The 25,104-nt window shown below is 55.0% G+C and carries 20 protein-coding genes and 1 pseudogene; 16 read left to right on the top strand and 5 right to left on the bottom strand.

Translation table 11 applies throughout. The annotated features are described in order from the left end of the window. Positions 1–11: 11 nt before the first annotated feature. Together O8W32_04975 and O8W32_04970 are read right to left on the bottom strand one after the other, a co-directional pair. Complete coding sequence (locus O8W32_04975) at positions 12–1,400, bottom strand: hypothetical protein (protein ID WII08526.1); 1,389 nt, start codon at positions 1,398–1,400, stop codon at positions 12–14. A 4-nt stretch (positions 1,401–1,404) separates the two neighbouring features. After that, a complete protein-coding gene (locus tag O8W32_04970) occupies positions 1,405–2,421 on the bottom strand; it encodes a hypothetical protein (protein WII08525.1) in 1,017 nt (338 codons plus the stop codon). A gap of 168 nt (positions 2,422–2,589) precedes the next feature. Here O8W32_04970 and O8W32_04965 point away from each other — a divergent pair, with 168 nt between their 5' ends. The 7 genes from O8W32_04965 (at position 2,590) to O8W32_04935 (ending at position 11,002) form a co-directional block, all read left to right on the top strand. Continuing rightward, on the top strand, positions 2,590–3,876 hold the full coding sequence (locus O8W32_04965; GenBank protein ID WII08524.1) for a glycosyltransferase family 87 protein: 1,287 nt from the start codon (positions 2,590–2,592) through the stop codon (positions 3,874–3,876). Between the two features lie 190 nt (positions 3,877–4,066). Beyond that, a complete protein-coding gene (rfbH, locus tag O8W32_04960; GenBank protein WII08523.1) occupies positions 4,067–5,407 on the top strand; it encodes a lipopolysaccharide biosynthesis protein RfbH in 1,341 nt (446 codons plus the stop codon). Between the two features lie 49 nt (positions 5,408–5,456). Then, positions 5,457–6,227: a glucose-1-phosphate cytidylyltransferase gene (rfbF, locus tag O8W32_04955; protein ID WII08522.1), complete on the top strand. Its 771-nt coding sequence runs from the start codon at positions 5,457–5,459 to the stop codon at positions 6,225–6,227. Then, positions 6,221–7,294 carry a CDP-glucose 4,6-dehydratase gene (gene rfbG / locus O8W32_04950; protein ID WII08521.1) on the top strand — a complete coding sequence of 358 codons (1,074 nt, stop codon included), beginning with the start codon at positions 6,221–6,223 and terminating at the stop codon, positions 7,292–7,294. Before rfbF ends, rfbG begins: the two co-directional genes overlap by 7 nt. A gap of 16 nt (positions 7,295–7,310) precedes the next feature. Further along, complete coding sequence (locus O8W32_04945) at positions 7,311–9,107, top strand: thiamine pyrophosphate-binding protein (GenBank protein WII08520.1); 1,797 nt, start codon at positions 7,311–7,313, stop codon at positions 9,105–9,107. 6 nt (positions 9,108–9,113) lie between these two features. Beyond that, positions 9,114–10,046: an NAD(P)-dependent oxidoreductase gene (locus O8W32_04940; GenBank protein WII08519.1), complete on the top strand. Its 933-nt coding sequence runs from the start codon at positions 9,114–9,116 to the stop codon at positions 10,044–10,046. Between the two features lie 2 nt (positions 10,047–10,048). Next, entirely contained in the window at positions 10,049–11,002 is a 954-nt protein-coding gene (locus O8W32_04935) for a glycosyltransferase family 2 protein (GenBank protein ID WII10046.1), read from the top strand. On the opposite strand, the gene O8W32_04930 is transcribed toward O8W32_04935, so the two are convergent. The 3 genes and pseudogenes from O8W32_04930 to O8W32_04920 all read right to left on the bottom strand — a co-directional run bounded on the left by O8W32_04930 (position 10,968) and on the right by O8W32_04920 (position 14,839). Beyond that, a complete protein-coding gene (locus O8W32_04930; GenBank protein ID WII08518.1) occupies positions 10,968–11,639 on the bottom strand; it encodes an HAD-IA family hydrolase in 672 nt (223 codons plus the stop codon). The two genes, O8W32_04935 and O8W32_04930, sit on opposite strands and share 35 nt — an antisense overlap. Positions 11,640–12,504: 865 nt before the next feature. Further along, positions 12,505–13,227, bottom strand: a pseudogene (locus O8W32_04925) (aldolase catalytic domain-containing protein). A 199-nt stretch (positions 13,228–13,426) separates the two neighbouring features. Beyond that, positions 13,427–14,839 (bottom strand): hypothetical protein, encoded by a 1,413-nt coding sequence (locus O8W32_04920; GenBank protein WII08517.1) that lies wholly within the window; start codon positions 14,837–14,839, stop codon positions 13,427–13,429. A 278-nt stretch (positions 14,840–15,117) separates the two neighbouring features. Here O8W32_04920 and O8W32_04915 point away from each other — a divergent pair, with 278 nt between their 5' ends. The 9 genes from O8W32_04915 to infB all read left to right on the top strand — a co-directional run bounded on the left by O8W32_04915 (position 15,118) and on the right by infB (position 24,915). Next, a complete protein-coding gene (locus O8W32_04915; GenBank protein ID WII08516.1) occupies positions 15,118–16,365 on the top strand; it encodes a hypothetical protein in 1,248 nt (415 codons plus the stop codon). A gap of 154 nt (positions 16,366–16,519) precedes the next feature. Next, on the top strand, positions 16,520–17,719 hold the full coding sequence (locus tag O8W32_04910) for an acyltransferase (protein WII08515.1): 1,200 nt from the start codon (positions 16,520–16,522) through the stop codon (positions 17,717–17,719). Between the two features lie 95 nt (positions 17,720–17,814). Then, on the top strand, positions 17,815–19,074 hold the full coding sequence (locus O8W32_04905) for a glycosyltransferase 87 family protein (protein ID WII08514.1): 1,260 nt from the start codon (positions 17,815–17,817) through the stop codon (positions 19,072–19,074). Positions 19,075–19,699: 625 nt separating this feature from the next. Continuing rightward, a complete protein-coding gene (locus tag O8W32_04900) occupies positions 19,700–21,376 on the top strand; it encodes an IS1634 family transposase (protein ID WII08513.1) in 1,677 nt (558 codons plus the stop codon). Between the two features lie 383 nt (positions 21,377–21,759). After that, on the top strand, positions 21,760–22,125 hold the full coding sequence (rpl7ae, locus tag O8W32_04895) for a 50S ribosomal protein L7Ae (protein ID WII08512.1): 366 nt from the start codon (positions 21,760–21,762) through the stop codon (positions 22,123–22,125). 13 nt (positions 22,126–22,138) lie between these two features. Continuing rightward, positions 22,139–22,354 (top strand): 30S ribosomal protein S28e, encoded by a 216-nt coding sequence (locus O8W32_04890; protein WII08511.1) that lies wholly within the window; start codon positions 22,139–22,141, stop codon positions 22,352–22,354. A 5-nt stretch (positions 22,355–22,359) separates the two neighbouring features. Continuing rightward, complete coding sequence (locus tag O8W32_04885) at positions 22,360–22,596, top strand: 50S ribosomal protein L24e (protein ID WII08510.1); 237 nt, start codon at positions 22,360–22,362, stop codon at positions 22,594–22,596. Positions 22,597–22,601: 5 nt separating this feature from the next. After that, positions 22,602–23,057 (top strand): nucleoside-diphosphate kinase, encoded by a 456-nt coding sequence (gene ndk / locus O8W32_04880; protein WII08509.1) that lies wholly within the window; start codon positions 22,602–22,604, stop codon positions 23,055–23,057. 106 nt (positions 23,058–23,163) lie between these two features. After that, a complete protein-coding gene (gene infB, locus O8W32_04875; protein WII08508.1) occupies positions 23,164–24,915 on the top strand; it encodes a translation initiation factor IF-2 in 1,752 nt (583 codons plus the stop codon). Positions 24,916–25,104: the final 189 nt, after the last annotated feature.

Here is a 25,104-nt window from a genome sequence, read left to right as displayed (position 1 = left end):
CCCCCCGGTGCTTAATCCTCGGACGCATCCTTTTCACCTCCCAGAATATCGGCGATCCAGCATCCGAAACCTCCGAGGTATCTGCGGACCTCCGCCTCGAATATGACGATCAGCACCGTCAGCACGCCCATGTACTGGACGACGCTCCCCGCCACGAACTGGACGTTCCATACGGTGAGCACGCCGGGCCCGGCATTCCAGACGTCATAGAAATGTGCCAGCGAGGAGACGTCCAGGAGGTCCGTCCAAACGGCGATCGGCATCAGGTGCGTGCAGAGGGACACCGTGAATATGACCGCGGCCCCGATGCTCAGCAGCTTCCATGAGATCATGAAACGGCGGTCCCCGGCCGCCGCGCAGCAGGCCAGCAGCGGGACGGCCGCTACCAGGTACTGGGCGGCGGGCGGGTAGAGCATGCACATGGTGACCATCGCCAGGGAGTACCGGTACAGCGCCCGGTCGGCATCGCCCGAGGACACGGTCTCGCGGTAGGCCCTCCTGCCTACGAGGCAGGCCACGGCGATGATGGCGGCGAACACCGCCACCCTCGCCGCTCCGGCAAGGCGGCTTCCCGCCGAATCCCCGAACGATATCCCCATGCGGTCGGTTATGAAGCGGAAGCACTCCCCCACGGTGCCGTCCGAGATCTGCGGGGCCAGGATGACCGCCAGAGCGATCAGCGCGCCGGCCGCGGACAGAGCGACCTGGACCATGCCGCGCCTGATGTCCCTCCTGTCCCTTGCAAGTATGTATGCCACCAGAGGGAATATGATGAAGAACGGGAAGAACTTGGTCAGGACCGAGAGCGAGAAGCATACTCCGGCGAGCACCGGGAGACGTTTCTGGGTCAGGCGGATGCATAGCATCATGAATACCGCGCCGACAGTGTCCGGCATGCCGATGATGGCCGAGGACCCCAGGACAGTCGCGCTCAGGAACACGAGCGCGAACGCCTTCGCGGCCTTCTTCCCATCGCCCGTTCTGTCCTTCACTGCCCCCATGCAGAGCCAGGCGAGGATGAGATCGGACAGTGCCAGAGGGAGCTTCACCAGGTACCCGAAGGCCACCGATGTGATGGTGGCGGCAGTCTGGTGGTCGCCGTTCTCGAAGTACACGATCTCCGAGACGCGTACGGCCGATTCGCCCAGGCCCAGGAAGGAGTCGTTGAACCACTCCTCCAGCGCCAGGAGGTAGCCCCAGACCGGCGTGTAGAAGTACCCGTCGAGCCCGTAGAGCCCGTTGCCGCTGTCGATGTTCCTGATGACCAGGGCCCAGTAGTCGGTGTCGTAGACCATCGACAGGGAGGTTATGAGGAGGCGCAGGATGAGGCCGGCGAGGACGACTGTGAGCAGAGGGTGCCTGCAGACGGCCCCGCGCATATCGAATACCGCAGCGCGCATCGTTTCAGCCGCGGAACACCGCCCCCTTGCAAACATATGTCCCTCCGAAGTAGATGTAAAGGGATTTTCCAGTCGCCGTTCCGGAGAAACCGAACGACCTGTCCAGGGTCTCCCTCACCGCCGTGCCCCCGTCATGCGCCAGCACTGCCGTGCCGGGGGTGATGCCCGCGGCCAGCGCCTGGGCCAGGTCGCCTATGGAGTAGTAGCCTGCGTCGCCTGCCACGGCGCAGATGTATCCGGAACCCTTGCCGATGAATGACATGCTGGCATATGCACCGAGGCAGTACCCTGCCTGCAGGCCGGAATCGGTGCCGAACAGGACGGAGGTGCAGGACAGCTTCAGGGCGCCGGTGAGCCCCCCGCTCACGGCATCCCCGCTCTGGGTATCCTCATGGCACACTCCGGTGCCCGTTCCCAGGAGGGTGTTCTCCGAGGCCCTGTCCAGGCCGTCCGCCGTCTTGTACAGGAGGCCGGCCTCGGACCCGAGCCAGTAGACCGCGCCGCCCGACGATATCCAGGTGATGAGGGCATCCGATCCGGACCCGGTGTACACAGATGACGGGAGCGCGTACGAGAGGACTATGAGGGCGGTGCCGGCGCCGGAACCCGGCGGTATCTTCGGCGATATCTCGTCGGTCAGTTCTCCGTCGCCGATCCTCGATATATCCCTGAACCCGCGCATCTTCAGGTTCAGCTCTATCTGCCGGGCGGTGTCCGACGGATCGTTGTGGAACGGGTCCGCATCGCTGAGCGCGCAGGCCTCGGAATAATTGCCCTCGTAATCGGGGTCGATGTAGATGAGGGCCCGCGTCGGCGCCGTGTACGGTCCGCTCTCCTCCAGGAGGACTGAGTCCCAGGCATCCGATCCAGTGCTGCGGACGCTGTACGATACCGAGCCGTCGGACCACTGAGCCTCAGCATCGCGCTCGGTGACCGGATTGTATGCCAGGAACTCCCCTGCCAGAACGGCGGCCGCGAGGAGGACGGCAGCGAGCGAGATAAGCATGGTTCCGCGGTTCATCATCACACCGAACTGCGTTCTCGGATACGGCGAGGCTGTTTATATAAGAGCGGGCGCGCAGGATCGCGTTCGAATCCTCGCGGCAGACCCCTGTACGGCCCGGTATCATGATCTCTGTCCGCGGCGGGGTTTCGACAGAGTCGATGCGCCGTGTACGGCCTGTTCATCATGATAATATACCTTCTCGGCTTCTTCACACCGATGAGCCTTAGGGAGGGGGCGCTCGAGCGTTGGGATACGATCAGCCGCGGCAATCCTGCTGCATCGCTGATGATCGTCCTGATGGCAGTTCTGCTGGTCTTAGATGCGTTCCTTTTCGCGGTTCCGGGCCTCGATGCTTTCCACGATTCGCTCCACAGCGATTCCGGGACATATTTCATGGATTTCTTCGACAGTCTCGTGGATTCCATGAACGATCCGTACGGCAATCTGAGGGATGTGACTGGGGCGATATACCCAGCACTCATCACCGTATTCTACGCCGCGGTCGGGAATGCGGTCTCCGGTTATGCTGCCGATCCGGCAGACGCGTTCTCGTACAGGGAGGCGCAGGAACCGGTCATGGTCCTGCTCATCATCACCGCCCTGTCCCTGTATGCTGTCCATCTGTTCTGCATGAGGGCGGAGAGGAAAGGGGGTCTGGGACATTGGATGTCAGAGCTGATGTTCCTGTGCGTTCTGCTGTCGTCTCCCGTCATGTACGCTGTCGTACGCGGGAATTCGATGATCATGTGTGCGGTGTTCTGCGCCATGTTCGTCCTCGGCTACAGGTCCGAGAGCAAATGGATCAGATGGGCTTCGTACATCTGCCTGGGCATCGCCGCCGGGATAAAGATCGCTCCCGCTGTCCTCGCATTCCTCATCCTCAGGGAGAGGGACTGGCGCGGGTTCGCCGGATGCGCGGCGGTCGTCGCGGTCCTTTTCATAGTCCCGTTTGCCCTGACCGACGGCAGCCTGTCAGATCTGACCGACAATCTGCTGCTATACGGCGATGGCAGGAAAGACGGCACAATCGTCACAGCCGGCGACTATGTCCACGCGATCCTGCACCGTTTCGCATCCGAAGGCATCCAGTCCGCAGTATCCCTTGCTGTGACTGCATCGGTCGTCATCCTGTTTGCGGCGATGATCCTCTTCGACAGGGGCCTTGACCAGTGGAAGGTCCTCATGCTCATGTTCGGGGCGATGATCCTCTGTTTCGGGAACGGCATCCGCTACAATTTCTGCTATGTCATCATCCCGATGGTCTGCTTCGCATCCGAAAGAAGGGAACTGTCCATAATCAATGCCGTATCGGCCGTCTGCTTCGCCGTGATATTCATGCTCTATCCGCCGGAGCCGTTCATCAAATCCCTGGCGCTCATCGCTGTCCTAGCCATGATCTCATGGGAGAGCCTGCCCAGGACTTTCAGGGCTATAAAGGACAGTTGCAGAAAGGGACACATAGATTGCTGATGCCATCAAATCGGAGAATGCGTTTCGAAGAGCATCGATTCAATTCTGTCTGTACTCTTTTGTCATCATGATCTCGGTTCTGTAAATAATGGCAAATACTATTCACTGCGAGCAGTCTCACGAGATAAATGCCGATGTTGCCGTCAGATATTATTAAACGGAATGTTATGAATGCAGAGGCTGAATAAAGATGTTCGAGGATATGAGCGAAAAAAAGGCTCGTAAGGAGATTCTGGAATCAGTCTCCGAATATTGCGAGAAGTTCCATAAGAGGAGGGAATACCGGGAAGGGGACCGCATCCCGTATGCATCCAGAGTGTATGACGATGAGGAAATGTGCAACCTCGTGGATGCAGCATTGGACTTCTGGCTGACATCCGGGAGATATACTGAAGAATTCGAATCCGGGCTCGGAAAGTTCCTCGGTGTACCGTATGTCAGTTTTGTGAATTCTGGTTCTTCGGCCAACCTTTTGGCGTTCATGGCCCTGACATCTCCTCTTTTGGGGGATCGCACTGTCCGTCGTGGCGATGAGATCATCGCCGTCGCCTGCGGATTCCCCACGACCGTAGCTCCTGCCATCCAGTTCGGAGCGGTTCCTGTATTTGTGGATATGACGATCCCGCAGTACAATATCGACGTCTCCATGCTGGAGAAGGCTCTCTCCCCCAAGACCAAAGCTGTAATGATCGCCCATACCCTCGGCAATCCCTTCGATATACAGAAGGTCAAGGATTTCTGCGACGAACATAACCTCTGGCTCATAGAGGATAACTGCGACTCCCTGGGTTCCGTATGCACATACAACGGCAAGAAGATGTTTACCGGAACAGTCGGGGACATAGGGACGTCCAGTTTCTATCCTCCCCATCACATGACAACGGGTGAGGGCGGGGCGGTTTATACTCGGGACCCGATACTTCACAAAATCATCCGCTCGCTTAGAGATTGGGGGAGGGACTGTTCCTGCCCCTCGGGGAAGGACAACACCTGCGGGCACAGGTTCGACGGTCAGTATGGAGAGCTTCCTCTCGGATATGACCACAAATACGTTTATTCCCATTTCGGATATAACCTCAAGGCTACCGATCTGCAGGCCGCCATCGGATGTGCGCAGCTAGAGAAATTGCCGTCGTTTATCGAGCGGAGGCAGAGCAACTTCAACAGGCTGAAGGCCGCGCTTGAATACGTGTCCGACAGATTGATCCTGCCGGAACCGCTGCCGGGCAGCGATCCGAGCTGGTTCGGGTTCCTTATGACCTGCCGTGAGGGCGTGGACAGGGGGAGCGTGGTTGGTCATCTGGAGACCAACAACATCCAGACCAGGATGCTTTTTGCCGGCAACATTATCAGGCATCCATGCTTCGACAGTATACGCGGCGACAGCACCAAGTACCGCGTTGTCGGAAATCTGACTGTTACTGACAGGATTATGCGTGATTCATTCTGGGTCGGTGTTTATCCTGGAATGACTGATGAGATGATTGATCGCATGGCCGCCGAGATAATAAAGGCGGTCGGAAAACACTGATACATCGGTGTTCAAAAGGATAAAATACGGACTGCAAGTGGGAGATAGCATGAAGGCCGTCATATTGGCAGGCGGGCTGGGGACCAGGATATCTGAGGAGAGTTATCTGAGGCCCAAACCGATGATCGAAATCGGCAGCCACCCGATTCTCTGGCATATAATGAAGACATATTATCATTATGGCGTAAACGACTTCATCATATGCGCTGGGTACAAGCAGCATATGATCAAAGAGTACTTCGCCGATTATTTCCTTCACTGCAGCGATGTTACCTTCGATTTTACCGATGGTTTCAAGACTGAGATCCATAACAGCGACGTAGAGAAATGGAAGGTAACCGTCGTAGATACTGGCCTCAATACATTGACCGGCGGTAGGATCAAACGCATTCGCAAGTACCTGGATGACGAGCCATTCCTTCTGACATATGGAGACGGTGTTTCCGACGTCAACATCGATAAGCTGGTGGCTTTCCATAGGGCGCATGGCAAACTGGCGACTCTCACTGCCGTCCATCCCGTCGGTAGGTTCGGAGTCCTGGGCATGAAGGGGGATTGCATCTCCTCGTTCGGCGAGAAGACCGAGAGCAAGACCGATTGGATCAACGGCGGATATATGGTCCTGGACCCCAAGGTGATAGACTACATCGAAGGTGATGAGACGACTTTCGAGAAGGAGCCTCTCGAGAGGCTCAGTTCCGAAGGTCAGCTGATGGCATACAAGCACGGCGGCTTCTGGCAGTGCATGGACACCATGCGCGATAAGGAGAAGCTCGAGGAGTTGTGGGCCCGGGGCGAAGCGAAGTGGAAGGTATGGTGAGGGCAAATCCGGGATTCTACGCCGGCAAGAAAGTCCTGGTCACCGGGCATACCGGTTTCAAGGGCTCATGGCTGTGCAGGATCCTGAAGCTCTTGGGCGCCGAGGTATACGGATACTCCCTGGCCCCGCCCACGGACCCCAGCCTTTACGATATCGCCGGCATCGGCGGGCAGGTGCATTCCAGGATCGCCGATATCCGGGACTACGCTGAACTCTCCCGTTTCTATGCCGATGCATCGCCCGATATCGTGCTGCATCTGGCGGCCCAGCCTATCGTCAGGGAAGGATACCGTATACCGCGCGAAACCTACGAATCCAACGTCATGGGGACGGTGAACATACTGGAATGCGTCCGTACCCATCCCTGTGCCAGATCGTTCCTCAATGTAACCACGGACAAGGTTTACGACAACAACGACTCCGACCGTTTCTATTCTGAAGGCGACCGCCTCGACGGATATGATCCGTACTCCAATTCGAAGAGCTGCTCAGAGTTGGTGACCCACAGCTACCGCCGGAGCTTCCTGGAGCAGGCAGGGGTAGCGGTATCCACCGCCAGGGCCGGCAATGTGATCGGCGGAGGAGATTTCGCCAAGGACCGCCTGGTGCCGGACTGCGTCCGGGCAGCCGTCGCTGGGAAGGATGTGGTCCTGAGGAACCCCAATTCGGTCAGGCCCTACCAGCATGTTCTGGAACCGCTTTACTCATATCTGACGGTGGCGGCGGCGCAGTACGCTGACCCGGAACTTGCCGGGTCGTACAATATAGGCCCCGATCAGGAGGATTGCATAACCACCGGCGAATTGGCTGACGGCTTCTGCAGGTTGTGGGGGAAAGGGCTGAAATGGAGGGCGGAGGACGATAACGGCCCCCACGAGGCGAGTTTCCTCAAACTGGACAATTCGCTCCTCCGGAAGGTCTTCGGGATCTCCCCCCTCTGGCACAGTCCGGAGGCAGTCGCCAGGACGGTCGAGTGGACCAAGGTCTGGGCGGACGGAGGGGATGTCCTTGCATGCATGGACTCCCAGATCAGGGAGTATTTCTCCGGGCGCGGCATCAATCTTTGATTTCATCGGTGATTTTATGAAAACGAGGGTATCGGATTATATTGCAAGCCTCTGCCGTGATGCCGGCATTACCGACGCGTTCACGGTGGTCGGTGGCGGTTCCATGTGGATGAACAATGCTTTCGCGCACTGCAAGGGCATAAACGTCGTCTACAACCACCATGAGCAGGCATCGGCCATCGCGGCCGAGGCATATGCCAGGATAAACAATAAACTGGCGATCCTGTGCGTGACGACCGGTCCTGGAGGGACCAACGCTATAACCGGCGTCGTGGGGGGATGGCTGGACTCCATCCCGATGATCGTCTTCTCGGGGCAGGTCCGCTATGCCACGATGGCCAGGAGCACTGGGCTCCCACTCCGCTCCATGGGAGACCAGGAGTTTGATATCACCAAGGCTATAAGCTGCATGACAAAGTACAGCGAACTGGTCCTAGACCCGAAGAAGATCAAATATTGTGTCCACAAGGCCCTCTTCATAGCTACCCACGGAAGGCCAGGCCCGTGCTGGTTAGATGTGCCTCTGGATGTGCAGAAAGCCGAGATCGAGACGGATGGGCTTGAAGATTTCAATTCCTCTGAATACATGAAGAGCATCTCCATGACGGTGGATCCTTCCGTTGCGGACAAGGTCATTGAGTTGGTGTCCAAGGCGAAGCGCCCCGTCTTCTACGCGGGGAATGGCATCAGGCTTTCCGGAGGATATGATGCATTCCTCAAGCTCATCGATAGGATGAACATCCCTGTGGTCACCTGCTGGGACAGCGTCGACCTGATCCCGGACGACCATCCTCTGTACGGAGGGCGCGGCGGGAACCTGGGGGACCGCGGAGGCAATTTCGCGGTGCAGAACAGCGATCTCATCCTCTCGATCGGGAGCCGCCTGAGCTTCCGCCAGACCGGATTCAATTATGAGACTTGGGCCAGGAAGGCATATGTAATCATGGAGGACATCGACGCCGCTGAGCTGAAGAAGCCCAACGTGCACGTCGATATGCCTGTCCATGCTGATGCCAAGGCATTCTTGCAGGCACTCCTGGACCGCGCCGGGGACAAGGTTTGTGACGACGATGATTGGATAGCCAGATGCAAGCAGTGGCAGAAGGAGTATCCTGTCGTCAGGCCGGAGTACTACAGAGAGGAGGGACCTGCCAACCCCTACTGCTTCATGAAGGAGTTGAGCAGGAGGCTTCCCGAGGGCACGGTGACCGTCGTGGGGAATGGAACCGCCTGCGCCGTCGGCAGCCATGCCTATGTCATCAAGAAGGGCACCCGCTTCATCGTGAACTCAGCCATCGCGTCCATGGGATACGATTTGCCGGCATCCATTGGAGCGTGCGTCGCAATCGGGAAGAAGCCCCTCGTCTGCATCGCTGGGGACGGGAGCCTCATGATGAACCTCCAGGAGCTGCAGACTGTCATCACCAACCGCCTGCCGATCAAACTGTTCATCATAAATAACGCTGGATACCAGTCTATGCGTCTCACAGAGACCAACCTGTTCAATTCTGATTTCTTCGGCATGGGCCCGGAGTCAGGGGATCTTGGATTCCCGTCCTTTGAGAAATTGGCCGCAGCCTTCGGTTATCCGTATTATTCGGTAAAAACCAATGCCGAGCTCTCCAAGCTCGATACGATTCTCTCTGAGAGCGCCCCCTTCATCTGCGAGGTCTTCGTCACCACCAAGCAGGCGTTCGAGCCCAAATCCTCCACTAAGATCCTGGAGGACGGTACCATGTATTCCGCTCCGCTCGAGGATATGTACCCGTTCCTCAGCCGCGACGAGCTGAAGAAGAACATGTACATCGACTGAAGGAGCATGACCGGTATGAGAGTGGCCATCACGGGGCCGACAGGGGCCATCGGGTCGGAGCTTGTCGAACTGGAGTTGGCGGTAGGGAACGATGTCATCGCGATAGTCAGGCCGGGGTCCAAGAACCTCGGGAACCTGCCGCACTCGGGCCGGCTGTCCATCATCGAGGCCGACATCTCGGATTACGCTTCCCTGAAGGGCAGGGGGAAGTGCGATTTATTCATCCATCTGGCGTGGGCGGAGACTTTCGGAGCCGAACGCGATAATGCCGAGATTCAGATCGACAATATCAAGTACTCCGCCGACGCCGTGAGGCTGGCGGCCGACTGGGGAGCGGAGGCGTTCGTCGGCACAGGTTCGCAGGCCGAATACGGGCCGTGCGACATGAAGCTCAGCAGCCGCACCCCTGTGAACCCGGAGAGCGGCTACGGGATCGCCAAGTACGCTGCCGGAAGGATGTGTCGCCTCCTCTGCGGCAGCCTGGGCATCCGCTTCGGCTGGGCGCGCGTGATTAGCGTCTTCGGGGACCGCGACGCCGACCATACCCTCATCATGTACCTGATCAAGTCCCTGCTGGCCGGTAAGACCCCGGAACTCACCGGCTGCGACCAGATCTGGGACTACATCTATGCCAAGGACTGCGCGGCGGCCCTGAAGGCGATCGGCGAGAGAGGGAAGGACGGAACGGCCTACTGCATCGGCAGCGGGAAGCCCAGGAGGCTCAGGGACTACGTCGAGGCAGTGAGGGACATCGTCGCTCCGGGTGCGGAGCTCAGGTTCGGGGTCAAGCCCTATTACCCGCACCAGCCGATGATGCTGGCCGGCGACATCTCCGAGCTCACGGAGGACACGGGGTTCGTCCCGCAGTACTCGTTCGAGGAAGGTATAATGAACGTCCTTGCTTACGTGAGGGCGCATAACCCGGATATGCGGTGTTGAACGTGAAGAAAATCTCAGTGATGGTCCCCACCTATAACGAGGAGGACAATGTGGTCCCCATCTCGGAAGCCATAATCGAGCAGCTTTCGAAGTGCGGGGATTATGATTACGAGCTCCTGTTCATCGATAACGATTCCAAGGACACCACCAGGGACAAGATTCGCGTCCTGTGCGCCCGGAACCCTAAGATCAAGGCGATATTCAATGCCAAGAACTACGGGCAGTTCAATTCCCCGTACTACGGGATCCTCCAGGCCACCGGCGACTGCGTCATCAGCATGGCGGCGGATTTCCAGGATCCTCCGGAACTCATCCCGCAGTATGTGAAAGCGTGGGAAGAAGGGTACAAGCTCGTGATGTGCCAGAAGACCTCCAGCAAAGAGAGCCGCCTGGTCTACAGGGCGCGCCGCTCCTACTATCGTTTCATGAGGAAGCATTCGAGCGTGGAATGGCTGGAGCAGGTCAACGGCTCGGGGCTATACGACCGCGAGTTCGTGGAGATCATGCGGAAGATCGACGACCCCAAGCCGTTCCTCAGGGGCGTCGTGGCCGAGATGGGCTACAAGATCAAGCTCATCCCGTTCGAGCAGCCGAAACGCAGGGCCGGCAAGTCCAGCAACAATCTCTTCAGCTACTATGACGGCGCGATGCAGAGCATCACATCCTACACGAAGTACCCCGTCAGACTGGCCACCGGCCTGGGGATAGGGCTCACGGTCCTGAGCGCCATCGCATGGGCGGCCGCTATCATCAATAAGATCCTCAACTGGGACTCCTACGCCCTCACCGACGATATCCTGGCGCTCGCGATATTCTCGGCGGTCTCGCTCAACCTGTTCTTCATCGGGATGGTCGGGGAGTATGTGATGAACGTCAACGACAGGGTCAGGAAGCGCCCCCTGGTCGTCGAGGCCGAGCGCATCAACTTCGATAAGGAGCGAATCGGAGGAGACTGAATATATCGCGGGGGGTGCGCGCGGAACGGTGCCCGGCAGGAACATCCCCTGCCGAACGGTACCCGAAACCGTACAGAACGGCGATGAACCCGATGCCGTTCGCCTCGGCCGCCTTGAAATCCGAGGAGGCATCCCCCACCATGACCGTGCGACCCTTCTCTGCTCCCAGCTTCTCGGCGCACATGCCGACGATCCGGGTCTTGTCCAGAGTCCCCTCGGGGTCCATGCCCTCAACATCGATGAAATAATCCGAGAGGCCGAAATCATCGAACATCCTCTCGGTGAAGTCCCTGCGTTTGTTGGTGGCCACCCCGAGGCGGAAGCCCGCGGACTTCAGGTCCTTCAGGAGACCCTCGATCCCGGGGTATACCGAGGCCTCGTTCAGATATTTCTCTCCGTAGATGGATCTGAACGTCTTCGTGAGAATCTTCTCCTTCTCCTCGGAGTATCCGCGTATCCTTGCGATGCTGGCTCCTATCGGGGGGCCTATGAGGGAGCGGACGGTCTGATCGTCGACAGGAGGCTCGCCGATCTCCTCCAGGGCATCCCTCAGGGCATGTATGATCCCGCTGCTGGAATCGAAGATGGTGCCGTCGACATCGAAGATGACGGCCTCGGTATCGCTGGCCTTTATCATCGTATATCGACTCGGTGACGAAGTTGATCGTCATGGTCTTGCGGTATTCGGCGATCTTCTTCGTGAGGCGCTCATTGACTGCCGACAGGTAGCTGAAGTCGCTGGAGAGCTTGAAGCTGGGATCGATGTAGTTCTTGTCGATGTCGTTCTTGAACCCATCGAACCCGGCCAGGTTGACCTTCGCGATTCCCACTTTCCTGAGAAGGTTGAGGATGATGACGAGCGCATTGTCCCAGATCTCGTCGTTCTCCGACACCAGATAATCGTAGCGGATGGTGTAGGCGAACGGCTTGTCGAGCGGGGCGATGTTGGAGGTGGCGATGATCTTCGAACTGCAGTTCTCCAGTTTGTGGAAGAGGAAGCTGTATCTCTTGGAGTTGCTCAGGAAGATGAAATCCGGATCGAGGTTCTCCGGGACGAAATTGACCGCCAGCACGACCGGGTTCTTTTCCTTGATGAACTCGAGGATGCGGTCCCTCTCAGTGAGCTCGGAGTTCCCGGGGCCTATGAGCAGCAGTTCGCGGTCCCCCAGGGCGGCCCTTACCTTCTTCAGGTCATCGCGGTCGTCCTCGTTCTCGGAGATGTATTCCGAATAGAGCGACTCAATGTACTGCTCGTCATACTTCAGTTTCCTTTCGGGATCGATCCTGGAAAGGATATTGTCGACGTCCCTGATGGCCAGGGTCTTCTTGTTCAAAAGATACTTGACGAAGTTGGGGTGGCAGTCATCCTTGGCCGCGATGTAGAACTGCATGCTGTAGCCCCAGTAATGCTCGCGGTAGATGGGCATGATGCTGACGTCGATGGCTTCGAGGAGCTGGCTGATGTCGTAGTTCTTACCGTAATCCTCGTTGAGATGCATGGCCAGGAGCTCGATGGGGGCGTTGCCTGCGCTCTTGCCCATTCCGTACAGTGTCCCGTCGACGATAATCTTCCGGTCCGAATGGATCTTGATCATCTCGATGGTGTTGGAATAGGCCAACTGGAAGTTGTTATGCGAATGGTAGCCGATGCGGATATCTCTCTCGAGGTATCTGTCGAGCAACTCGAAGTAATGGTACATCTGCTCTTTGTGCATCAGACCGTAAGTGTCCACGATGCTTACCGCGAACGGTTTTATCCGGTTCACGCACTCGGAGAACTCCCTGATGTCGTCGTCGCTGTAGGATGTGATGGAGACCATGTTCAGGCTCAGGAGGTATCCTTTAGCCATCAGTTCCTTCCCGAATTCTGCGGCCTTGCGCATGTTCGGCTTCTTGAAGATGACCCTTATCCCGTCCAGGAATGTCTCGTTCCTGGGCTGGACATGCTCTATCGAGCAGGTGCCGTAGTCGATCATGGCGAAAATCGCCGAATTTCCTGAGGCGGTCTTCGAATAAGCAGCCTCCAAGGCTTCTGTGCTGGGCTGTATGGTGCGGTTCATATCGGCCTGCCGGCGATCGTCCAGGAAGCCTACTTCTATGACATCCACTCCGGCGCTGTTGAGCCTGTCGAAGACATACGTCAGATTGCCGCTGCCGAAGTTCCAATCGTTGACATACCCTCCGTCCCTCAGAGTGCAGTCCAGGAGGAGGATCCTGTCGTTCATCCCTTTCATCAGATCGGTATGCTATCGGTTGGACGGTATAATACTTTAGTTATACTCTGAAAATCCTGCGGAGAGAAGATGCAATCCTGACCTCGCCACTTTGTGATTGTTGAACGAAGTCCGATCCATTCGCCACTTGGCGGTTTCCATAGCTTACGCTGCCAGTTGACCCGATGATCTCGGCCCGGGATGACCGTTTTCAGGCCGTAATCGCAAGATCCTTCTCGATATCGGCACGCATATTGCCGAAGATCTCCTTGGAAACGGGGTTCCAATTGCTGTAGACGGCCTCTTTCCTGTTCCCGTTCTCCATCATCCTCGTAAGTGTCAAATGGCCCAAAGACCAGACGATGGATTCGGTGTTCGGTTTCTCGATGACGGTCTTCTTCCTTCCCCGTTTGCCCTTTATCCTCTCCCTGCCCTTCATCTCGTATCTCGCCATGGCTATCGCTGTTTCAGAAAGGAGAGCCAGCATCATGGATCCGCGGATGGACGGTTCGCTCCACACCCTCAGAGGTTTGAGCCCCGTGACCCTCTTCAGGGAATGGATCAGGTGCTCCACGGTGGCCCTCGCGCGGTACTTCTCAAGAGCTTCCAATGGTGTCAATTGCTCCGAGGATTCCAGTTTGAAAATCCCTGCACGGGTGCCCATGATCTCCCGGATTATGCCATCCCTCTCACTCTCGTCGAATGCGAATTTCGTCTGAAGGCTCACCTTCACCTCCACATCCGCGAGAACGTTCCTCTTCACCGTTACGAAATCCGATTTTCTGAAATGCCCGTCCTCGTAGGTCCTCACCGCCTCCACCATACGGTCGAAGCTCTTCGATGCGGAATGATACGAACGGTTCCAATTGTCTAAGGAGAAGAACAGATACGTCGTCCTCCCGGAAGAGTCGAAGGTGTGTTTCTTACAACACACCCCTTCCTCCACATACTCCCATTCGCATTCGGGATCGTTTATCCGTTTGTCATCGGATACGTTCATCTTCACCCTCGTGAGATATTTATGCCCCGCATCGACGATGGAATCCAGGATGTCCCCCGATGCACCTCCGTTGTCCACGATTATCCACGAACCCTCCCGTATCATGGAGAAGATGTCCGGGAGCGCATCCCTGTACTGCTCGGGATCGGATGTGTTCCCCTTGTACGCCCTCATGAAGAAAGGGATCTTAGACTTCTGGAGTTCCGCTGTCAGGAACTCCACCTGTTTCCTGCTCTGGTCCCTGAAATCCCTGGGATAACCTACCGCACCCAATTCGGCTTCCGGACCGTTGACCACTACCGCTGAACCGTCGATGTTCACATCGGTGTTCTCGAAATGGTATCTTGCATCGAGCCCTTCCCACAGCTTCACTATGATCTCGTCGCTGTGTTTCCCCAACAGCGATATCGCACGGTTGATGGTCCTCTGCGATAGACCCGAATCCAATCCGAGCTCCTTCCGCACATCCTTGTTCTTCAGCCAATCGGAACACCTGCTCATTGAATTGCTGCCCATGAGGATGTGCGTGCACATCGCCACCAGTATCCTGCTCATGGGGACCCCGCGTCCTTTGAACGTATCCACGAACTCCAGAACGCCTGCAGAACCGAGATAATGCTCCACGGTTTTCACGAGACCGATAGGAACCGATATATTGTCGTTAGGACTGGGAAGTTCCGTCCCAGTCGCGATTAGTTTTTGTGTCACAGCTGAACATCGGACCGGGACACTTTTCGTTTTCGCCTCATGCCCCTGAATCCGTGTTCAGTTTACCCCTGGTGGCGAGGTCAGGATGCAATGTGTATAGTTCTGGGCATATGCATTCAGTGAGACGGCGGTACGAATGCTGCCGTGTGGAATCGGAAGCCAATCTTTTTCTAGCATACAGCCTAAACGGTAGCATGCGGGATGGAGCGGCGGGGCATTCCAAGGAGATAACGTTCAACACCATCGGCAACGTGGTGACGCTGTTCTTCCAGTGGCTCATCATCATGCTTATCCCGAAGATCACGGACTTCGCGGAGGCAGGGGTGTTTTCGGTGGCGATCTCCGTCTGCACCATCATGAACCATTTCGCGACGTTCTCACTGCGCGAATTCCAGATATCCGATCAGAACTCGCGTTTCAGAGATGACGATTACCGCGTCGTCAGGATCATCACCATAGCCATCAGCTTCATCGGGATCGTCCCGTTCTCGCTGATCTTCGGATACGGCACCGAACAGACCCTCATAATCTTCGCATATATGCTGTACCGGAACCTCATCCACTATGCCTACGTGTACTCGGCGCCCCTGCAGATCGCAGGCCATCTGGATTATGTCGGCAAGTGCATGGCCGTCGAGGGCGTCTTCAGTTTCGTATCGTTCATGGCGGTCTACATCGCCAGCGAGGATCTGCTCCTGGCAGTGTTCCTGATGGCGGCCATCGGCGGAGGATATTTCCTGGCCTCCCAGGCGGCCGGCTACAGGAAGGACGTCAGCAGGAGTGCGAGGATAAAGGATATCGATTGGCCGAAGGCGAAGGAGCTTTTCGGAGTCGGGCTCCCCCTCCTGCTGTCCATCCTCGCTCCGACCGTAATAACAGCTCTGCCGAAGCTCATCATACAGTTCGAGGAGGGGGACGATCTCGCCGGGATATTCAGCACCCTTTCGACGCCGACCATCATCGTGCCTACGCTCGCCATATCGGTATTCGCGCCCTTCATCGTACCGTTCACCAATATAGCCAGAAGCGGGGATATGGCATCGCTGAGGAGGCAGTTCACTAAGGTCGTGGCGCTTATCGCGGGCTTCGGCCTCGTCTGCGTGGTTCTTTCCCTGCTGTTGCAGGATTGGGTCTTCGGGACGTTTTACGGCGAGGAGATGGAGCCGTATTCACAGTATTTCGCGCTGCTGATGCTCGGCATCACCGCTTACACGGTCGGGACGATCGGGACTACGGTGCTGATAACGAAGAGCCAGGGCCCTTATGCGGCTGCTGCTTCATTCGCAGCTCTGCTGATATCGATTCCCCTGTTCCTGACCATGATCCCGGGGTCGGGAGTGGAGGGGGCATCTTGGGCGCTCGTTGCCTCATATTTCGTGTTCGGGCTGTCTGTGGCGCTGTGTATATATTTGGTGCCGTTATCTATAAGAAAATTCAAGTGAAATAAGTATTCGTCTCAGCCTTGCGATTAAATTTGGAATAAATCAAGATTCAGAAGTAAGATGAATACGTTTATTCATATCAATAGTCCTTTATTGTTAATACTATTTAGATATATATTAAAGTTAAAAATATGCACAAATCAGTAGGAAATGAATGAATATGTCTGAATTTCGGTCGAATAATGCATCTTATAATGCGTCTATTGTCAATCCGCTGAGTGCTCTGAGGGTATTTGCACTGATGTTAGTTTTCTTATTGCACAGTTACATATTCAGGAGTTATGCTGATTTCGAGATAGATGGAGGATTGGATTTCATTCTCAAAACTCCCGCATGGGCAGGAGTTTGGATATTCTTCATCGTTAGCGGATATTTGGCTGGTATGGGTTTTTTTGAGAGAAGATATGAGTATTCGATTACGGGTCTCGTTAGATATTATCTTGTTAAGGTTGTTAGGATACTAATCCCAACATTATTCTTTATTTTCTTGATATGCTTGTTGACAGCACCTGAATTCCTTGTTGATCATCCAGAAGTCGTTAAGGATATATTGTTGTTAAAATACGATGGTTCTATTGCTTTTGATGGATTGGGTGCAACATGGTTTATATTTACATTATTCTGGCTTTATTTGATTGCACCTTTTGTTTGCATCGCATTTGACTTTATTGGCAGATTTTTGAAAAATAAATCTGGATGGTTCGTTCTTCTAGCGACTGTCATCATAATAGGATTTTGGGCAAGAAACGCCTTTTACGATCCTTTTTCTTGGTCAGAAGGAATGTACAAGAGTCCCCTATTTAACCTGGATCTATTCGTAGCGGGGATACTTCTAAACAAGATTGTTCTGGAATTAAGAGGACTCAAGAAATGGTCATCATTGGAAAAGAATCTTCAAATTATTTCCATTATGCTGATTGTTATCGTTTTTGTTACGAACTGCTATATTTATACATGGGGCGAAATTGATAACCCTGACTACATCAAACTATACCAGATTGTTTATCCGACTATTTGGTTAATCGCAACTTCAATTTATATCGTGGCCTATTCTGAAAAATCAAGATTCAGAGCAAGTCTTCCTTCAGCAAAGACTGTAATCAAACATCCCAAATTAATTATAGAATCTCTCGCGACAATCTCGTTCGAATTCTATCTTTGGCATTCCCTAATACTTTCGAAAATGGAAGTGTATGTGCCGGATGTTTCTCCACTTTTCAATTACCTATCAATGATTGTGCTTACCTTTGCTATTACGAGTGCAATCGCATATGTATATCATTGTGGTTTTAAGCATTTTATCGATGAATCGATAAAAATAATCAAAAGAATCAATATATCCCTCAATAGGTAATCTCATTCCTGGTTGTATGACGGCTCTGCTGAGAGATTATCGAATCTTTATGAACATAGTACCGAATTAATACAAAATGAACGTGGTGAAATAACATGTTTGCAAAGGAGAAAACTTTCATCGATCAGAAGTTCAAAGAAAAGGTACTCAAAGATCATCTCTCTATATTTTGTTTTTTAATGCTCTTCGGATTGATTATATCCTTTATTTCTGCAATACTCACTGTTGGGCGCAGTTTTAATGGAATCTTCCTAAAAGATTGGGCAGACGTCTTCATGGATCATTTTAACAGCGTTATGTACAGCGATGATGATCCATATTCCAAATGGGATGTCATGTATCCGCCCCTTATCACGCTTTTTTATGCTTTCATAGCATACATCACAGTACCATTTACTGTTGATTTTGGATTGCATTCTTTAGCAATGAACATGAGGTCATCCAATGAACCGATGATGGTATTCATTCTTCTGATGACTGTTGCAATTTATTTCATTCACTTTGTTTTCACAGAGAAACTGAACGAATCAATGGGGGCAAGAAGAACTGAGGGTTTATTCTTATTAACTTTGGTTTCTTTTCCTATGGTTTACTGCATTAGTCGCGGAAATTGTCTTATTTTATGTTTGATTTTCATCCTTCTTTTTTTGGAAGGATACAAGTCTGAAAACAGGATCATAAGGTTATTTTCTTTTGTATGCCTTGGTATTGCTGCAGGAATTAAGATAGTTCCAGCTATTTTTGCCATTTTAATATTAAGAGAGAGAAAGTATCGCGATTTTGTGACCTGCTTCATCATTGTGTGCATTCTTTTGATAGTTCCCTTTATCTTTACAGATGGTTCACTCATGGGGATGTTGGATACAATAACTGACACTGCAAATGGGAGGGCAGGAAGCGAAGGCATCTTCAATTTTTCTGATTTAGTAGAGATAATTGGCATTTCTTCTTCGGTGGGCTCTGTTTTAAAAATAACCGTAATGCTTCTGGCATTCATTGTTATTCTGTTCGATAGAGAGATGAAGGAATGGGAGGCTGTAATGCTCATAGGTGCTCTGCTTTGTACTACTTTCAGCATCGGAACACCGTATTTGAGTCTATATCTCATTCCAGGTATAGTCTATTTCTTCGGAAACGAGAAGAAGACAAAAGTGACTGTGGCAGTCGCCATCCTCCTCGCCATAGCATTTTCTATGTTCCCTTCTTTGGAAGAGTTTCAGATTGTGCTTTTTAGTGTGAAGGGGATGTCTGTTATCGTTCTTTGCGTTTTTCTGATCGCCATCGGGTTTATGCGGATATCCAAGAATCGCAGAAGATTGAAGAGAGAATTTGCACTTCAAGAACTGTCGTTCTAAAGTTTACAGGTTACTATATTAATAAATTGTATTGAATTTTCCAAATGATGTAGCACAATCTATTGTAGAAGGTAGCCCGTGTCAGATTGTAACGATGGAGTTTTTAATAATCCAATATTTATGATCGATATAGGGCGCGGCCTAATCTCGGCATCTTCAATATCGTCCTATTTTAGTCTCCTTCATTTCTCCGGGTATGCTCTTATCGATGAATCCGCGGATCACATCGGTATCGTTCTTCCTTATCGCCTCTGATACCTCGTCAAGGGCGGTGTTGGTCTTCTCGAAGTTGTACCTTTTAAGATACAGATATGCCGACAGGTTCTTCGGAGGTCGTCGTCCAGCACGATGCCGTACCGCTCCTCGATCCATTCACAGAAGGGGGCACGGCCGTCTTTCCCAGTCAGCTTGAGATATTTCATTGTCTTCCTGTCGAAGATGCGCCCCATATTTCTCCAGCCCAGTTCTATTTTTATGGCATTGATTTTAGGATGTAAGCCTAAATCTGCGGTTTGTAGTACTACGACGATGTAACCATACAGATTGTTGATTCTTTTTTATATACGGTATTTAAAGAATATATAAAGAAAGGTATTAAATATGTAACCTTACATATAGGTTACTAATGGGAAGCATATTCTATATGGAACGCAACGGCCAGAAGTACGCCTACGAAAGTACCTCTGTCAGGGTACCGGGAAGGAAAAATCCGAAAACTATCAAGACGTACCTGGGCAGGGTGGACCCGGAGACGGGTAAGATCATTCCTAAAGAGTCGAGGAGCCGTCCCAAGGAGGAATATGCGAAGCATTACGGGTCCGTCAGGTTCCTTGACGGCATACAGAAGGACATGGGCATCTTCGAGGACCTGGATGAGGTGTTCACCACCATGGCACCCAACATCATGGGTGCCGCCATGGCCCTGGCGATCAATCCCACCTCCCTGGATTCGATCCACTATACGGTGGAGAACACCGTGATCAGGGAGACCATGAAGCTTAGAGGAACATTATCTCCGAGCACTATGGGTACCGTCTGCGAGGATGTCGGGGGAATGATGAACACCATGGACAGATTCTTCACGAGACGCATAGCGAGGACCTCCAGCGAATTCTTCTCTCTGGATCTGACCTCAGTTTCCACCTATTCCAAGATGGAGGGATGGGCACAGTGGGGACACAACCGCGACGGAGAGGATCTGAAACAGACCAACATCGCCATGGTCACCGATGGCGATGGGATCCCTGTCATGTTCCGTATGCTCCCCGGGAGCATTGCTGACATGGCGGTGATGAAGGACACCGTCCGTGATATGAAGGACATGGGCTGCAAGGGAAGGATGGTCATGGACAGGGGATTCGAGAGTGCGGCCAACGTATCCGCTCTGATGGATCTGGATATGGATTTCACCATGCCTTCGAACGTGAAAGCTGAGCCGATCAAGAAGCTGATGTCCAAAGCGATAGACGAACTGAAGGCATCGTCATCCTTCGCCTTCCACGAGGGGAAGGCGTACAAGTATGCGGAATACGAAGTGGGTGTAACCGATGGAGATGAGGGATATGAGTATATCGTCGAGGTCCTCAGGAACCACAAGGATTCCGCCGCCGTGAACGAGAGATTCGCAAAATCCAGGAAACTGAAGGCATTCGTGGTGTTCGATCCCTCGAAGGCATCCGACGACATCACGAAGATGATGTCGATGGTCTCGGAGACGGAGTTGAGGCTGGAGAACACGAAACACCGCAATCCCGAACTGACGTACAGGAAACTGCCGCCGTTCGTCAGGAGGTATCTGGACTACACCGTTGATGACGAAGGATATATGCACATCCAGAGGAAACAGAATGCGTTCACATTCGCCGACAACAGGGCGGGCATGTTCGTCATGCTGGCATCTTCGGGGACAACGTTCGAGCAGATGATGACCTCCTACGATGTCAGGGACTGGGTGGAGAAGGCCTTCGACGTGTATAAGAACGAACTGGAAGGTGACAGGAACAACACCGGCAATCCGGAACGCGCCAGAGGACGGCTGTTCATAAAGTTCATAGCGCTGATGATGAGGATACGCATCCAGAATGTTTTGAGGGACCACGACCGGGATGTGCTGCGGACCAAGGCGAAGAAGGATTCTGTCAACGGGATGTCGGTGAGCGAACTCCTCCTGTCGCTGAATACGGTGTTCGCCATCGGCAACACGGGCGACTGGAGGCTCACGCACATATCGAAGAACATCAGAGAGATATTCAACGTCTTCGGACTGGAGCAGATGGAATCGGGCCAGATCGTTCTGAGATGATGTAACCTATACAATCCGCAGATTTAGGATGTAAGGGTCCGACGGCATTGAACACCCGTTGACCGTATAGATGTCCCAGGTATCCGAGATGTCGGCATCCTCCTCCGATCGCCGTTCGGATCTCACATCCGGCTCTCTTCGGTTCATGCATCGGACACGGCCGCGTCCCCGACGGTGAACCGTGCCTGGCCCCTTCCTGCAGTGTTCCGATCGAGAAGGCCGGCCTCATGCGTGCCGGATATAGGCTGGGGCCAGCGCCTGTTTTCGGCCGGCCCCGGCGCTTATGCATCCTTTTTTATACGACCGCCCTATAGTCACGTTGCTCTAATCGAGCCGATGAATAATGAAGGCGCTGTTTGAGCGCCCGAAAGAGGTAGTTTGAAATGGCAGTTTACGTCAAATTCGAGACCCCCAAGGAAGTTTCCGACAAAGCCTACGCCCTCGCCGAGGTCGCCCGCGACTCCGGAAAGGTGAAGAAAGGGACCAACGAGGTCACCAAGGTCGTGGAGCGCGGAGAGGCGGCCGTCGTCATCATGGCGGCCGACGTCGAGCCCCCGGAGATCCTCGCCCACATGCCCGCTCTCTGCGACGAGAAGAACGTCCCCTACGTGTACGTTCCCTCCAAGGAGGAGCTCGGGAAGGCCATCGGACTCTCCAAGCCCACCGCCTCCGTCGCCATCGTCGACGCCGGCAATGGGAAGACCCAGGTCGACGAGATCGCTGCGGCCGTGAAGGACCTCAGGCAGTAAGCGGGGGATCCGAATGGTCGACACAGACAGCATCCCGTCCGAGGTGGTCAAGATCATCGGCCGCACCGGGATGACCGGGGAGGCCACGCAGGTCCAGGTCCGCGTCCTCGACGGCCGCGACAAGGGCCGCGTCATCGTCAGGAACATCATGGGCCCCGTCAGGATGGGGGACATCCTCATGCTCAGGGAGACCTCGAGAGAGGCCAAGAAGCTCGGAATGGGCAGGTGATTTCAATGGTGGAAGAGAAGAAATGCTCGTTCTGCGGGAAAGTCATCGAGCCCGGAACGGGCAAGATGTTCGTCAGGAAGGACGGAACCGTCCTCTACTTCGACTCCAGCAAATGCTACAGGAACATGATCCAGCTGAAGAGGGTCGCCAGGACCACCCGCTGGACCGCCAAGGCGCACGACGAGAAGGACAGCCGTCTCAAGAACGCCGCCGCCAAGGCCGCCGCCGACAAGAAGGAGTGAGCCCCATGGCAATCGAGAGGACCTACGTCATGATCAAGCCCGACGGAGTCCAGCGCGGCCTCGTCGGCGAGATCGTGTCCCGCTTCGAGAGGAAGGGCCTCAAGCTCGCCGCCGCCAAGCTCATGACGATCCCCAAGGAGACCGCCGAGAAGCACTACGCCGAGCACAAGGACAAGCCCTTCTTCCCCTCTCTGATCGCTTACATCACCTCCGGGCCCGTCTTCGCAATGGTCTGGGAGGGAGAGAACGCGGTCAAGGTGTGCAGGAGCCTCATGGGCAAGACCAACCCCCAGGAGTCCGCTCCCGGGACCATCCGCGGCGACTACTGCATGGTCACCGGCGTCAACATCATCCACGGCAGCGACTCCCCCGAGTCCGCCGCCAGGGAGATCGGCATCTTCTTCAGGCCCGAGGAACTCGTGGACTACAAGAGGGACGCCGACAAGTGGATCTACGAGTGAGGTCCGTCCCCGCTCCCGGGGCCGCAAGGCCCCTTCCCAAACCCTTTCCTTTCACTATTATCCCTAGACGGGCCCTGCTCGAGACGGTCCGGCCGGGAGGCATCATATGACGACGATCAGGCAGCCTGTTGTTAGCGTTCTGGGACATGTCGACCATGGTAAGACCAAGCTCCTCGACAAGATCCGCGGGACCGCGGTCGGGGACCGCGAGGCGGGCGCCATCACCCAGCATATCGGCGCCACCGAGGTTCCCATCGAGCGCATCTACGAGATGTGCGGCCCCATCATCGGCGCCAAGAGGTTCACGGTGCCGGGCCTGCTGTTCATCGACACCCCCGGCCACCAGGCGTTCACCTCGCTCCGCGCCAGGGGAGGATCTCTCGCCGACATCGCGGTGCTGGTCATCGACATCCGCGAAGGCCTGATGCCCCAGACCATCGAGTCCATCCGCATCCTCAGGCAGTACAAGACCCCGTTCGTCATCGTCCTGAACAAGATCGATACGATCGAGGGCTGGAACTCCGTCGAGGACCGGCCGTTCGTCCTCGCCGAGAAGGAGCAGTCGGACCACACCCGCCAGGTCTTCGAGGAGCACATGTACAACGTCATATCCCAGCTCTCCGAGAACGGCGTCTTCGCCGACAGGTACGACAGGATCGAGGATTTCACCAAGGCCGTCGCCCTCATCCCGGTGTCCGCCAAGACCGGCGAGGGGATACCCGACCTCATGCTGATGCTCATCGGCCTGGCACAGCGCTTCCTGGAGTCCAGGCTAGCCAACGAGGAGGGCCCCGGCAAGGGGACCATCCTCGAGGTCAAGGAGGTCAAGGGCCTGGGACAGACCCTCGACATGATCCTCTACTCCGGGACCCTCAAGACCGGCGCCACCGTCGCCATCGGGACCCGGGGCGCCCCCCTGGTCACCCGCGTCAAGGCCATCCTCAAGCCCAAGCCCCTCGACGAGATCCGCGACCCCCGCGACCGTTTCGACAGCGTCAAGGAGCTCCACGCGGCCGCCGGCGTGAAGATCGCCGTCCAGGACGCCGAGGGGGTCATCGCCGGCGCCCCCATCCGCGTCGTGAAGAACGCCAAGGACCCGGCCGTCTCCGAGATCAAGGAGGAGACCTCCATCAAGATCGAGACCGAGGACCGCGGCATAACCATCAAGGCCGACGCCATCGGCTCGCTGGAGGCTCTGGCCTATGAGGCGAAGGCCGCCGGCATACCCATCAGGAAGTACGGCATCGGCGAGATCACCCGCAGGGATGTCCTGGAGAGCTCTTACGGCAACGACACGCACCATGTCATCCTGGGGTTCAACGTCCCGGTGTCCAAGGACGCGGAGGCCGAGATAGCCACCCACAGCATTAAGGTAATGACGAACGAGATCGTCTACGCCCTCATCGACGATTACAAGCTCTGGCTCGAGGAGTCCTCCAAGCAGAGCGACAGCGACAAGAGGCTGGCGTACACCTTCCCGGCGAAGATCGCCATCCTCCCCGACCACGTGTTCCGCGTGAGCAAGCCCGCCGTCGTCGGCGTGCGCGTGCTCGCCGGCCGCATCCGCGTGGGGGAGGGGCTCATCGACACCGACGGCAGGGCCTGCGGGGAGATCAAGAGCGTCCGCGCCGACGACGGGACCGTCCTCAAAGAGGCCGTTCAGGGCGATGAGGTGTCCGTCGCCATCGACGGCGTCACCGTCGGCCGCCAGGTGAACGAGGGCAGTGTCCTCTACACCGACATGATCGAGTCCGGCTTCAAAGAGGTGCAGAAATCCGACCTCACCGACGACGAGAAGCTCGCCCTCAGCGACATCGCGGCCATCAAGCGCCGCGCCGAGCCCTTCTGGGGCATGTGAAGGCCCGGAAAACGTATTGTTTCGCTTTACGTTTTATAATCATGTCGATTCCAAATTGGCGGAAACGGGATAAAACCGATAATTTAAATTGGCGGAAACGGGATAAAACCGCGATTCCAAATTGGCGGAAACGGGATAAAACCGATAATTTAAATTGGCGGAAAATATTGCCAGTACATGGATAAAAAT

This window comes from Methanomassiliicoccales archaeon LGM-DZ1, from assembly GCA_030168595.1.
In the GTDB taxonomy this organism is placed as follows: Archaea; Thermoplasmatota; Thermoplasmata; order Methanomassiliicoccales; family Methanomethylophilaceae; genus Methanomethylophilus.
Note: the sequence above shows the minus strand (reverse complement) of the source record. Positions and strands in the feature narration are given on the sequence as shown.